This is a genomic window from Streptococcus cristatus, assembly GCF_003943515.1.
Lineage (GTDB): Bacteria > Bacillota > Bacilli > Lactobacillales > Streptococcaceae > Streptococcus > Streptococcus cristatus_D.
This window is the reverse complement of record NZ_RJPT01000005.1, coordinates 12924-26655: the sequence shown is the minus strand read 5'-3', so window position 1 is coordinate 26655 and position 13732 is coordinate 12924. Positions and strand designations below refer to the sequence as shown.

Below are 13732 nucleotides of genomic sequence, written 5' to 3'. Positions count from 1 at the left end.
TTAAATACATTGTAACGGATTCTTTTCTTTTTGACAAGTATATTTGTCAAAAAAATAAAGATTTTTGTCATAAAGACTTAGATCCTTTACAAAATAAGAAGTAAAAAAGACCAAGACTGAATCCTGATCTTAAAAAATATACTATAATTTACCTGCTACTGCATCCAGCAAATCTTGGATTTTCGCTTGGTTGCTTCCTCCCGCCATGGCCATGTCTGGTTTACCACCACCACGTCCATCAACGATTGGAGCCAATTCTTTGACAAGGTTCCCTGCATGAAGGTCTTTAGTCTTGCTAGCTACGAGAACATTGACCTTATCACCAATAGCTGCGACTAAGACAAGAAGGTCAGAGTATTCTTTTTGTTTCCAGTTATCCGCAAAGGTACGAAGGGCACCTGCGTCTGATACAGAAACTTGGCTAGCAATGTAACGGTGGCCGTTAACTTCCTTCACATCCTTGAAGACATCACCTGCTGCAGCTGCTGCGGCTTTTTCCTTTAATTCTGCATTTTCTTTTTGCAATTGACGAAGTTGCTCTTGAAGGCCTTCAACCTTGTGAGGTACTTCCTTGAGTTGAGGTGCTTTCAAGGTTGCTGCTACTGCTTTCAGAGCGTCTTCTTGCTCGCGATAGGCTTCAAAGGCTTCCTTGCCAGTCACGGCCAAGATACGGCGAGTTCCTGAGCCAATCCCTTCTTCTTTGACAATTTTGAAGAGGCCAATCTCAGAAGTGTTGCCAACGTGGGTACCACCACAAAGCTCGACTGAGTAATCGCCGATAGTTACAACTCGGACTTCCTTACCATATTTCTCACCAAAGAGGGCCATAGCTCCCATTTCTTTTGCTGTGTCAATATCTGTCTCAACCGTTTCTACTGCAATTGCTTCCCAGATTTTCTCATTGACTTCTTGTTCAATGGCGCGCAACTCTTCAGGAGTTACGGCTTGGAAGTGTGTGAAGTCAAAGCGAAGGAATTCGACTTCGTTAAGGGATCCTGCTTGTGTCGCATGGTTTCCAAGGATATTGTGAAGGGCAGCGTGAAGCAAGTGAGTTGCTGTATGGTTTTTCATGACACGGTGACGACGGTTGGTGTCAATGACCAACGTATACTCTTGGTTTAAGGCAAGTGGTGCAAGAACTTCAACAGTATGAAGCGGTTGTCCGTTTGGTGCTTTTTGAACATCTGTCACGGTAGCCACGACATTTCCTTCAGCATCCAAGATTTGACCGTGGTCAGCTACCTGTCCACCCATTTCCGCGTAGAATGGAGTCTCTGCAAAGATGAGAGAGGCAGTTCCTTCAGAGACAGCTTCTACTTCAGCATTGTCCGCTACGATAGCCACCAGTTTAGAAGGCAATTGACTGGCATTGTAGTTAAAGACGCTCTCAACAGTGATGTTTTGAAGGGTTTCATTTTGCATACCCATAGATCCGCCTTTGACAGCAGATGCACGCGCACGTTCTTGCTGCTCTTTCATGGCTGCTTCGAAGCCTTCACGGTCTACCGTCATGCCCGCTTCTTCTGCGATTTCTTCTGTCAACTCTACTGGGAATCCGTAAGTGTCGTAGAGTTTAAAGACATCTGAACCAGCAATGACAAATTGACCTTTTTCTTTCAAGTCTGCTACGATACCTTGGGCAAAGTGTTGACCTGAATGAAGGGTACGAGCAAATGACTCTTCCTCGCTCTTAACGATTTTCTCGATAAAGTCACGTTTTTCAAGCACTTCTGGGTAGTAGCTTTCCATGATTTTTCCAACAGTTGGAACGAGTTTGTAAAGGAAAGGCTCGTTGATGCCCAATTTTTGACCGTGCATAGAAGCACGACGGAGAAGACGACGAAGGACATAACCACGGCCTTCATTTCCTGGAAGGGCACCATCACCGATAGCGAATGAAAGGGAACGGATGTGGTCAGCGATGACCTTAAAGCTCATATTGTCGCCATCTTGGTCGTAGACCTTACCAGACAACTTCTCAACTTCACGAATGATCGGCATGAAGAGGTCTGTTTCAAAGTTGGTCTTAGCCCCTTGAATAACCGCCACCAAACGCTCCAAACCAGCGCCCGTATCAATGTTCTTATGTGGCAATTCCTTGTACTCGCTACGAGGTACAGCTGGATCAGCGTTGAATTGTGACAATACAATGTTCCAGATTTCGATGTAACGGTCGTTTTCGATATCTTCTGCAAGCAGGCGAATACCGATATTTTCTGGGTCAAATGCTTCTCCACGGTCAAAGAAGATCTCAGTATCTGGTCCAGAAGGTCCCGCACCGATTTCCCAGAAGTTGTCTTCGATTGGAATCAAGTGACTTGGGTCCACTCCTACTTCAATCCAGCGGTTGTAAGAATCTTTATCGTCTGGATAGTAAGTCATATAGAGTTTTTCAGCTGGGAAGGCAAACCACTCAGGGCTTGTCAAGAGTTCATAAGCCCAAGTGATAGCCTCATCACGGAAGTAATCCCCGATAGAGAAGTTCCCCAACATTTCAAACATGGTATGGTGACGCGCAGTCTTCCCTACGTTTTCAATATCGTTTGTACGAATCGCTTTTTGCGCATTGGTGATACGTGGATTTTCAGGGATAATGGTCCCGTCAAAATATTTCTTAAGAGTTGCTACCCCAGAGTTAATCCACAAAAGAGTCGGGTCATTTACTGGAACCAAGCTAACTGATGGTTCTACAGAGTGGCCTTTGCTTGCCCAGAAATCCAACCACATTTGGCGAATTTGAGTACTTGACATTTGTTTCATTTTATTTTTCTCCTTAAATCTTTTTAATGTTTTTTATGATGAACTTTCCAGCATCTCCACATAGTCAATAGCGACGCAGAGGGAAATGACCAAATCTGAATAAGCCTCATCATAGACAATCACCTGATAAGTAGAGGTTAGATAGAAAAGCTCCTTGGTAATCTCTGCCACGATTTGATTGCGGTCATCTAGTAATCGGAAGTTGAGATCCCAGATATTGCCTTCGACCCTTAGGCCTAAATTGTCAAACTGATACTTATCACGCAAGATAGTGAACTTCTGACGAATGTAAAAACTCGTCCCGTCACTGAGTTTGATTTCAAACTGGGGCATGAAGGTAAGAAAGGTTTTAGTGATCTGGCTGACAGTCTGCCCCTGTGTATCGTAGATTGTAAAGGTCTTGGGAATCTGAAAAAATGATCCTTCCACCTGATAAGCTACATTGCCTCGATCATCCTTGATATCGAAACGTTCACCGCCTAGGCGAAATTTTTGTTTGACAAGATAGGTCTTCATCGCTTTACCTCCAGAGTCAAGATAAAAGACAAGTTCCTTGTCTGAAGGGCGAAAAAACGCGGTACCACCTTCATTCAATGAACTTGTCATTCTCATTAGCTATTTAGTTTGAAACATGAGTAGCATGAATTTTCCTCTCACATGACTCGCAGCACCGCCAATTCTCTGAGCTGAGATTTAGAAAATCAATTCTCAATAGTTTTATTATACTGACTTCTTGTCTTTTCGTCAAGCTTATTCTGCTGCAGGAGCTGGTTTTTCTTCAGTATGAGCAGCTTCTGACTTGCTTTCTTCCGAGCTTGAAGCCTCAGATTTTGCTTCTTCCGAGCTAGAAGATTGTGATTTCTTTTCTTCTGAACTAGAAGACTGAGACTTACTTTCTTCTTTAGACGATGAGCTAGAAGTATCTCCTTCTACATATTGGGCAAAGACATTTTGGAAAGCTGGATCCTTCACTTTCAGATTCGCTTCCTTCAATTCTTTAGAAATAACAGAACGAATAAAGCTTGCATCGTTTTGTTTTTGAGTCAGGATTCCCTCTTTTAGTTGTTTCTTGTAATCTGTCCATTTTGCAGATTTTTGAGTTTTCTTCACCAATTTAACAATGTAGTAACTTGCTGAATAGTTCTGCTTACCTCGTACAGTGATCACATCAGAAACGCCATTTTCTTCCAAGGCAAAAGTAGCTTTCTTAACTGCATCTGGAACCGTTGTAGAGGTTGAGTCGAATTTCACCTCACCACCCTTATCTTTGGTGTCCTTATCAGTTGAGTTTTCCTTGGCCAACTGACCAAAGTCTGCTCCCTCAGCCTTAGCTTTTTCAAGCACTTCCTTAGCCTTTTCTTCACTGTCCACCTTGATAATCTGAGCCGTTACTTCTGGTGTGTAAGTTTCAAAGAAAGCCTTGTAGTTGTCATCTGTCAACTCTTTTTCAGCTGCTTTCTTAACAGCGTATTCGACCAATTTATTTGCGCGGATCTGGTCTCTGTAGGCATCTTCTGTCATTCCGCTTTGAGCAAGAACATTTTGGAAGGCAGAACCATAAGCGGATTTCATTTTTTCAAAGGCTTCTTCAACCTCTTTATCCGTTACTTTTTTGCCATACTTTTCTTCAAAAACTTGCTTAATGGCCATTTGAAGCAAAACTTGTTGAGAGGCACCATTATTTTTTACTTGATCGTAAAATTCACTTACTGTGATTGTCTCGCCCTTCATTGTCACAATATCTTTATCTTTTGCTGTTTGTGAACATGCTGCTAAAGCCACTACAGAAAAGAGAGTTACTGCTCCTGTAAGGATTTTTTTCTTCATTATTTTATCTACTCCTTCAATAAATTCACTTTGTCTATTGTACCACAAATCTAACTTGATATCTTAATTTTTCCTAAAAATTTTTGGAATTTGAGAAAAAAGTGAAGGGATTATTTTTTTCTAATCATAAGCAGCCCATCTCCTAAAGGAAGCAAGCTCGCAGTCAAATCTGGACTGTCCAAAGTTGCGTCAAACAGGCTGTGCAAGCCACGGTAAATAGCCCGTTGGCCACGCTTAATATCCTCAAAAGGCTTGGCAACATCTCCTCCTTGGAAGACATCATCAATCAGGACCAGGCCACCAGGATTGAGGCGCTTGAGGACTTGGGGCAGAAAGACCACATACTTGGACTTGGCAGAGTCCATAAAGACCAGGTCGTAAGAATCCTCCAGTGTCTCAAGCAAATCCACTGCATCGCCTTCCAGCAGGGTAATCTGCTGACGGCTGTCATACTTAGCAAAATTAGCCTTAGCAAGCTCAATCATCTCTGGATTGCGGTCAATAGTCGTAATCTGAGCCTGAGGCGCATGTTCCGCCATCAAAAGAGCCGAAAAACCAATAGCCGTCCCGATTTCCAAAATCTTCTCTGGCTGGAGACTTTCGAGAAGCAAACGAAAATAAGCCACTGTCTCATGGGGAATCACAGGCACATTTTCAGCTCTGGCAAAATCCTCCAGCTCCTTAAGTCCACCTGCGACCGGCTGAAGACGCTGTCTCATAAAGTCTACAATTTCTTCCTTGACTACTGGCCGACGCATATTGGGATTAGAGTTTTGATTATAAGTCTCGACCATCTTATGCTAATCCTAACTTTTCTACCAAGGCTTCAAATTCATCCAGACGACGCTCAAAGACTGCAAAGGCAGCATTTAGATAGTCTTCTTTTTCCATATCTACACCCGCTTTTTTAATGACATTGAGCGGATAGTCAGAGTTCCCAGCTTTGAGATAGTCCAGATATTTGTCCTTGTCTTCTTGGCTACCATGGACAATCTTTTCGGCCAAGGCCGAAGCGGCTGCAAATCCTGTAGAATATTGGAAAACATAATAATTATAGTAGAAGTGAGGAATGCGTGCCCATTCGTATTGAATCTGCGGATTGTCCTCTTTTTTCAAGCCGTAGTATTTCTCGTTTAAGTCTGCATAGAGATCATTGAGAAACTCGCTAGTCAACACTTGTCCTTCTTGATCAGCTTTGTGGATTGCATGCTCAAACTCCGCAAACTGAGTTTGACGGAAGACCGTACCACGGAATCCATCCAAGAAGTGGTTTAGAATAGCAAAACGAGTAGCGTCATCCTCTACTTCTTCCAAGAGCTTTTCTGTCAAGATATTTTCATTGGTCGTTGAAGCAATCTCAGCTAGGAAGATAGAGTAGTCTCCATAGACATAAGGCTGGGTTTCGCGAGTATAGCTGGAGTGCATACTGTGACCTGTCTCGTGCACCAAAGTAAAGAGGTTATCCAGTGTATCCTGCCAGTTGAGCAACATAAAGGCATTGGTATCATAAGATCCTCCCGAGTATGCCCCTGAGCGCTTACCTTGATTTTCATAAACATCAATCCATCGCTCTGAGAAGGCTGTCTTCACTCGACTCAAATAATCCTCACCCAAAATTGCCAAGACTTCCTCAGACTTAGCCAAGGCTTCCTCATAAGTGAACTTGTAATCTGTTTCTGACAAAGGTGTGTACAAATCGTACATCTTCAAATCAGAAATACCCAAAATCTTTGCTCGCAAGGCAATATAACGCTGTAAAAGTGGAAGGTGTTTGTCTACAGCAGAAACCAAGCTATCATAGACACTTTCTGGGATAAAGTTAGCCGATAAGGCCGCCTCTCGGGCAGATGAGAACTTGCGGACTTTCGCATTGTAATTTTGAACCTTAACGTTTGTCTGAAGAGTTTTCGCATAGGTGTGTTGATACTGCTCGTAAACGCTATAAAGAGCTTCATAAGCTTCCTTACGAACTTCCCGATTTTTAGACTCTACTAAAGAAATATAGTTCCCATGTGTCAACTGGACTTCTTCGCCCTTTTCATTGTGAACCACCGGAAAGACGATATCCGCATTGTCCAAAATAGCAAAGGTTTCACTGGCAGCGCCAAAGATTTCTCCAGCACCAGCCAACAACTCCTCTTCACGCTGGGTCAGGATGTGTTCCTTCTTCTGCAAAAGCTTATCAAAATAATATTGATAGGTTTGTAGTTCAGGTTTTTCAGCCAAAAAAGCTTGGTATTGGTCTTCTGTAATTTCCATGAATTCTGGCTCATAGAAGGCAAAGCTTTGACCAAAATCGCTGTAAAGAGTCATGCCTTTCGCCTGATACTCTTGGTACTTAGCTACACGTGTATCCTGGTCATTCTTCATGTGAGCATAAGAATAAAGCTTTTCAATACGACGCATCAAGTCCAGTTGCACTTCAGTCGTTGTTAAGAGACTGTCCGCTGAATCCAGCAAATGCCCAGCCAGACCAGCTGCTTTCTTCACTTCTTCTGAAACCTGCGCCAATTCTGCTTCAAAGGCTTCATCAGTCGGGAAAATAGTCCTCAAATCCCAAGTATATTTTTCTTCAATTTCATTTCTTTGTTTTGCCATAGAAATTTCCTCCATCTTTTCTATTTTATCATAAAAGTGGGGGAAATCCTCGCATAAAATACTGGTGGATAGATAATTTGAAGCTGCTTATTTTTTTCAGCCTGATAATAGCGATGAAAGTGCTGGTAATAGGGAGTTAAATCTTTTGTTATTTGGCAAAAGGAGCTGGCTTGAACAGGCCTAACCTGCGGATAAAAATCCTCGGCTGACTTGGTCAGAAGATTGTCTCCTTTTTGATAGAGCTGGGCTTGGAGCTTCATCCAACGAGGCTGCTGGTAATAAAGTTGCTGACGAACATAGCGACAAATCTCCGGATCTTGCTTAGCCAGATAGCTCTCTAGCCCCTGTTTCTGAAAGGGACTGCGTAGGACAGATAAAAGACAGCCTTGACCAAAAGGAAAGGATTTGACCTTGTACTGAGCTCGCCCATGCAAGTCTTCGTGAATGAGATATTTAAGCCGAAGCTCCTGCTTTTTCTCATCCAATTCCCAAAGATGAAAGCCCATATTTTGACTAAAATAAAGAAAGTCCTTTTGCAGTCTCGTCAACGACTGTCTTAGCCATAATTTCTTGCCCAAGAGCCAAAGAACTTGATAGCCCTGCTGACGATAGGACAGCGTCCGTTCCTCAAGTCTTTCCTGACTGAGTGGACTGCATTGGACCTCCAGAGCTATACGACCGTCCAACAAAAGGTCAGCAATCTGCTTTATCTCAGGCAAAAAGGCCTCCACCTGAACCTCTTGGCTTTGCTTCCCCCAGCTATAAAGTTCAGCTTTCAGGTTCAAATGCTCCGCACTTTCATTTTCCGCATAAAACGAACATTTTCCCAGAGAAATATGCGCAAAATGTGGTCGCATGACCCTTCCTTTTTTGAAGCGGACCGCCCCAGAACAGGCCGGACAAAAGGTTTGTTCGCCTAGGGACGGCTGGTTTTCCATGGCATTCAGCAAAATCCCCTCTTCATTTTTCGCAAGCAACATGAGTATTTCCCTTTCAAAACAATGTCTTTTATATCTTTATTCGTAATTAAAAAGCCAAAGAGAGAATTTATGAAATAGAAGAAAGAAAAGGCTACTTGCTTTCTTGCCAATCTCCCCAAACAAAAACGAGCTGAAAAATTTCCAGACTCGTTTTTTCTTATCCAAATAAATTCTGATTCTTTTTTTCAGGAACTTTCAAAAAGAGAGCAAGCAAGAGCACTAGACCTATAATCGATGCCAGCATGAGATTCATACTACCATAGCCAAAACCATCTAAGATAGACCCTGACATATTCTGGATGAAAATTGTTCCTAGATTTCTCCCTGTCTGTAGTAATGCAAAAGCGGTCACCAAATATTTTTCATCTACCAAATTTGCTACGATGCGCAGACTAAGCATAGTCAGTACCATGCCAGAAGCATGCTTGGAAAGCAGAGTGACTACGATTTTCGAGCCTAAGCCAAAGTTTAAAGCATAAACTACATACTGAAGAAGCATCATACCTAAGCAGATATAGAGCAACTTTTTGACAGCTATCTTATCCATGAAAAGATAAGAATAAAAGATCAAGGGTGCCTCACAGAGTACAGAAACTGCGACAACAGTCGTTGCCCAATCAACACTCAAGCCACTGGATTCTAGCATGGAAGGAATATAGGTATGCCCTGTATTGCCCACACCAGAGTAAAGGGCAACAAGGAAAAGATAAAAAAGATAGGTTCTGTTTTTAAGAATGGCTGAAAAGAGCGAATGGCCTCTTTTTTCAGTCTTTTTAGTCAACCTATCCCGCTTAGGATTCATACCAAGAACCCCTATAATACTCAGCAACATAGTTCCAATAAAGACCAGATAGATCGCCTGGGGAGAAATATTCTTATAAATCAAACCCGCCAGCTGTGAACCGACGGCATAACCGATTGTTCCCCAAATTCGGATTTTCCCATATTTATAAGGACTTTGGGTTGCTAGTACATCCATCACAGTGCCCACCCCATTGATGAGCATCAAGACAAAACTATACCAGATGGCTAAGAGCCATAGATTATCGGCCTCCATAAAAAAGATGTCTCCTAGGATAATCAGGAAAAAACTGATAAGCGAAACCCTCTTGATGCCAAGCGTATCAGTTAACAGCCCCATGATTGGCTGAGCCAGCATGGAAGAAAAGAAAGAAGCTGATACGACGATAGATACTTGACCAGCCGTGTACCCCTTATCCAGCATATAAACAGATATCAAGGTCGAAAACAATGAATTGGACAGAAAATAAAAATTATACATCAAAAAATAAGCCAAATAGCTATTAGAAAACTTTTTTCCCATCATCAAAACCTCTCCAAAAATAGAATAGAGAGTGGGACAGAAATCGGTAATTCGTTAGAATTCGATTTCGTCGTCCCACCTCCGCACAGTTGAGTAGGGCTGTAAAAGCTGATAAAATCAGCGTAGTAGAGCCCACTCAACCACTGCGTCTTGCTCGACAATCCAAAGACAATTGAGAGGCTAGGACTTTTGTCCCAGCCTCTATCTCAGCTTGCAAGTTAAATGCAATTATTTATTTATTTTTTCTAGCTCTTGCTTTAGCTTTTCTCGATTTCCGATTCTCGATATAGAAAATCAGGATAATAATGACAATTGGCAAGGCAATTAACCAGCGGTTGCTTAGCAAGTCACTATACCAAGTTTTATTATTTTCTTTCTTAGTGACTTCTTCTTTGGCAGACTGGGTGACAGAAGCATCTACTTCCTCCACTTTCATCTCATCAGAGATCTTTGGAGAGAGCGTATATAGATCATTTCCAGCCTTCAAGACACCATTCTCAACTACAGGCTTTGCCTTCGCGTCTTTTTTGATTGTCGCATAAAAATCTTCTGGCAGATTGTAAGTTTTCCCATTAATCTCCTGCTTCCCTTTAGAGAACAGTTTCTTGTACTCGTAGTCAGCATAAGATTTTTCGATCAAGGCATTTCCAAATGGGTGGCGGTAATATTCACCATCTTGGTCAGACCAGTCACCAACACCCATGATGACGCCAATCACGCGCTGATTCCCGCGCTTGACAGTTGCAATGTAGTTGAAGGCACCGTTCGGACTTGAACCCGTCTTCAGACCATCTACTCCCTCCAGAGCGTAGCGAGCACCCGGCAGTGAGTAATTATAAGTCTCAAATGTTTCTTCATAAGGCGTGCCAGCCTTAACAGTTACTTTAGCCTGATTGGTATAGTTTAAAATATCTGGATAGTTCTTTACAAAATTATAAACTAAAATCCCTAAATCACGCGCAGTCGTTTGGTTGCTAGCATAGTTATTATATCTCTGAGGAGTATAGTAGCCTTTGAAGGAAACCGCCGCAGCACCACTGGCATTAAACCATTTGGTGTTGGTCATGCCTAGTTCCTGCGCTTTAGCGTTCATCTTGTCCAAGAAAGCATCGGGATCGTTATCTGATAGGTAATTTGCCAGCATCACTGTTGTTGCGTTAGAAGAGGGTACAACTGTCATGGTAATCAGCTCAGAAACAGTATAATTGACTCCAGCCACGATTTTATTATTGGAAATTTCATAAATTCCCGCAACAGCCTGATCTTGCGGTGTCGCCTTAATCACCGTATCTAAACTGAGTTTTCCCTCTTTAATGGCTTCAAAAACCAAGTACAAGGTCATGATCTTACTCATGCTGGCTGGATCGCGAACCTCATCAATGTTATCCTGCCACAGTATATCGCCCGTATTTCCGTCAATCATCAAAGATGACTTAGGGCGATTGATTGCTTGTACATTTTCATTGGGATACATTTTTCGTGCCATATCTACCAATTCATCTGCCGCAGCAGAAAGCGGTGATAGAAAGGCAGACAAAATCAATCCAAACACCAAAAACTTCTTCTTCACATTTATCCTCCAAAAAAATTCATTCCTAACTAGTATATCATATTTTTAATCAAGTTTTTGATAAATATAAAAAATCCTACCTAAAAATTAGATAGGAAATAGATTGTTAAGCTTCTAATAAACTTAGAGCTTCTTTGTCTGCAATAATCACGACATCTTCATGGCCTTGAAGGGCGCTAGCTGGCACCGTTTCTGTCACCTCTCCTCGGACTGTTCCTGCGATGGCTTGAGCTTTAGAAGCGCCATAGGCAAAGAGGATGATTGATTTTGCATCTAAGATATTCCGAATTCCCATTGAGATGGCTTGAGTCGGTACGTCCTCTATCTTTTCAAAGAAGCGAGCGTTCGCTTGGATAGTTGACTGCTCCAAATCGACAATATGGACAGTGCTATCAAAACTAGTTCCAGGCTCATTAAAGCCAATATGACCATTGGTCCCAATTCCCAAAATTTGCAAATCTACTGGATGATCAGCCAAGACTTGATTGTAGCGTTTCACTTCTGCTTCCACATCTTCTGCTGCACCGTTTGGCAAAAAGCTTTCTTTGAAAGGCTTTTTATTAAATAGCTGCTCATTCATAAAGTAACGGTAAGATTGGGGATTATCTTCTGAAAGTCCCACATACTCATCCAAGTTTACACTGGTCAGCTCTGACAAATCTAGGTCACTGGCAATAATTTGCTTGTAAAACTCAATCGGGCTACTTCCTGTTGCTAACCCCAATGTTTTGGCCCCCTGAGCCAACTTTTCTTTCAAGATTTCTAAAGCTACTTTTGCGCCTTCTACTTGATTCTCAACACGAATAACTTTCATTCTGTTCTCCTATTTTTCTTGATTGATTCCTTATTTTATTATATGGTATAGACCAATTTTTGTCAAGTAGATTCTACTTAATTTTTTCAAATTTTACTGAGAGACTTAGCGTCAAATCATGGTATAATAAAAGCATGCTATTACCAATGATTATAATTTTTTTACTAGGAATTGCCCTTTTTACCGCTGGGCTTTTCTTAAAAAAACATCTAGGTTGGCAACTAATTTTTTTATGCCTGGGAATTTTCTTTATCAGTATTCCCTTTTTACTTGCCGCCTACTATATTTGGATCATGAGAACTATTTAAGGAGATAGAATGAATACTGCTGATTTTGATTTTCACTTGCCGGAAGAACTGATTGCTCAAACCCCTCTGGAGAAGCGAGACTCTTCTCGCCTACTTATTGTAGATCGGGAAACTGGCCAGTTTAGTGACCAACATTTTGACAATATTATTGACCAACTTGAGCCAGGTGATGCTTTGGTTATGAATAATACCCGTGTCCTACCAGCCCGCCTTTATGGAACCAAACCTGAAACTGGCGGTCATGTAGAACTCCTACTCTTGAAAAATACCCAAGGAGACTTCTGGGAAGTCCTAGCTAAACCAGCCAAACGACTCAGAGTCGGAACGCGTGTTTCTTTCGGTGATGGCCGTTTGACTGCCACCGTTACAGAAGAGCTAGAACATGGCGGACGGATCGTTCGCTTTGATTATCAGGGCATTTTCTTAGAAGTCCTAGAAAGTTTGGGTGAAATGCCCCTACCGCCCTATATCCACGAGAAGCTAGAAGACCGTGAACGCTACCAGACAGTCTATGCTAAAGAAAACGGCTCCGCCGCTGCTCCAACCGCTGGCCTCCATTTCACAGAGGAATTGCTGGATAAAATTGCGGCAAAAGGCGTTAAACTCGTCTACCTGACGCTGCATGTCGGGCTCGGAACCTTCCGTCCCGTATCAGTTGACAATCTGGAAGAGCATGAGATGCATTCCGAATTTTATAGCTTGTCTGAAGAAGCAGCCGAGACCCTGCGCCAAGTCAAGGCAAGCGGCCACCGCATCATTGCTGTCGGCACCACTTCTATCCGGACACTGGAAACAATCGGCAGCAAATTTGAGGGTCAAATCCAAGCAGACTCCGGCTGGACCAATATCTTTATCAAACCGGGCTATCAGTGGAAGATTGTCGATGCTTTTTCAACCAACTTCCACTTACCAAAATCAACCCTTGTCATGCTGGTATCAGCTTTTGCTGGACGCCAACTGACACTGCAAGCCTATGAGCACGCTATTGCTGAGCGCTATCGCTTCTTTAGCTTTGGCGACGCTATGTTTATCAAATAAATACAGGTGAATCTATGAATAAAATCGAAAGTAGGCACCGCCTCATCCGCTCCCTCATCATGGAAAAAAGGGTCCATACCCAGCAGGAACTCCAAGAACTTCTGGAAGCAAACGGCGTCATTGTCACCCAGTCTACTCTCTCTCGTGACATGAAAACTCTCAATCTAGTCAAGGTGACCGAAAATGACAAATCCTACTATGTCATTAACAGCATCGCCCCTTCTCGCTGGGAGAAAAGGCTGCGGTTCTACATGGAAGACGCCCTGGTCATGCTCCGCCCCGTTCAGCATCAAGTCGTCATGAAAACCTTGCCCGGACTGGCCCAATCTTTTGGTGCCATTTTAGACGCTCTGGAGTTGCCCCAGATTGTTGCTACCGTCTGTGGAGACGACGTCTGCCTAATCATCTGCGAAGATAATCAAGCTGCTATCGAATGCTTTGATAAACTCAAAGAATTTGCACCTCCATTTTTCTTTAGTAAATAACAAAAGAGTTGGAAAATCCAACTCTTTT

Annotated in this window: 11 protein-coding genes; 2 read left to right on the top strand and 9 right to left on the bottom strand. The window is 42.5% G+C overall.

The features are described from left to right. Nucleotides 1-141: 141 nt before the first annotated feature. The 9 genes from alaS to nagB form a co-directional block, all read right to left on the bottom strand. Nucleotides 142-2760 carry an alanine--tRNA ligase gene (gene alaS / locus D8791_RS06005; protein WP_125446673.1) on the bottom strand — a complete coding sequence of 873 codons (2619 nt, stop codon included), beginning with the start codon at nucleotides 2758-2760 and terminating at the stop codon, nucleotides 142-144. A 33-nt stretch (nucleotides 2761-2793) separates the two neighbouring features. After that, nucleotides 2794-3372 carry an LURP-one-related/scramblase family protein gene (locus D8791_RS06000; RefSeq protein WP_185760565.1) on the bottom strand — a complete coding sequence of 193 codons (579 nt, stop codon included), beginning with the start codon at nucleotides 3370-3372 and terminating at the stop codon, nucleotides 2794-2796. A 138-nt stretch (nucleotides 3373-3510) separates the two neighbouring features. Next, nucleotides 3511-4587 carry a peptidylprolyl isomerase PrsA gene (gene prsA, locus D8791_RS05995; RefSeq protein WP_125446669.1) on the bottom strand — a complete coding sequence of 359 codons (1077 nt, stop codon included), beginning with the start codon at nucleotides 4585-4587 and terminating at the stop codon, nucleotides 3511-3513. A 110-nt stretch (nucleotides 4588-4697) separates the two neighbouring features. Beyond that, a complete protein-coding gene (locus D8791_RS05990) occupies nucleotides 4698-5381 on the bottom strand; it encodes an O-methyltransferase (protein ID WP_125446667.1) in 684 nt (227 codons plus the stop codon). Nucleotide 5382: 1 nt separating this feature from the next. Beyond that, nucleotides 5383-7185 (bottom strand): oligoendopeptidase F, encoded by a 1803-nt coding sequence (gene pepF, locus D8791_RS05985; RefSeq protein ID WP_125446665.1) that lies wholly within the window; start codon nucleotides 7183-7185, stop codon nucleotides 5383-5385. A 20-nt stretch (nucleotides 7186-7205) separates the two neighbouring features. Then, nucleotides 7206-8165: a competence protein CoiA gene (locus D8791_RS05980; RefSeq protein WP_125446663.1), complete on the bottom strand. Its 960-nt coding sequence runs from the start codon at nucleotides 8163-8165 to the stop codon at nucleotides 7206-7208. Between the two features lie 157 nt (nucleotides 8166-8322). Continuing rightward, nucleotides 8323-9489: an MFS transporter gene (locus D8791_RS05975; RefSeq protein ID WP_185760568.1), complete on the bottom strand. Its 1167-nt coding sequence runs from the start codon at nucleotides 9487-9489 to the stop codon at nucleotides 8323-8325. A 232-nt stretch (nucleotides 9490-9721) separates the two neighbouring features. Further along, nucleotides 9722-11059, bottom strand: coding sequence for a D-alanyl-D-alanine carboxypeptidase (locus tag D8791_RS05970; protein WP_125446659.1), 1338 nt, complete (start codon nucleotides 11057-11059; stop codon nucleotides 9722-9724). Nucleotides 11060-11165: 106 nt separating this feature from the next. Then, nucleotides 11166-11873: a glucosamine-6-phosphate deaminase gene (gene nagB, locus D8791_RS05965; RefSeq protein ID WP_048764476.1), complete on the bottom strand. Its 708-nt coding sequence runs from the start codon at nucleotides 11871-11873 to the stop codon at nucleotides 11166-11168. 317 nt (nucleotides 11874-12190) lie between these two features. Between nagB and queA the strand changes: the two genes are divergently transcribed. Then, a complete protein-coding gene (gene queA, locus D8791_RS05960; RefSeq protein WP_125446657.1) occupies nucleotides 12191-13219 on the top strand; it encodes a tRNA preQ1(34) S-adenosylmethionine ribosyltransferase-isomerase QueA in 1029 nt (342 codons plus the stop codon). A gap of 14 nt (nucleotides 13220-13233) precedes the next feature. Then, complete coding sequence (locus D8791_RS05955; RefSeq protein ID WP_005590761.1) at nucleotides 13234-13704, top strand: arginine repressor; 471 nt, start codon at nucleotides 13234-13236, stop codon at nucleotides 13702-13704. The last annotated feature ends 28 nt before the right edge of the window (nucleotides 13705-13732 follow it).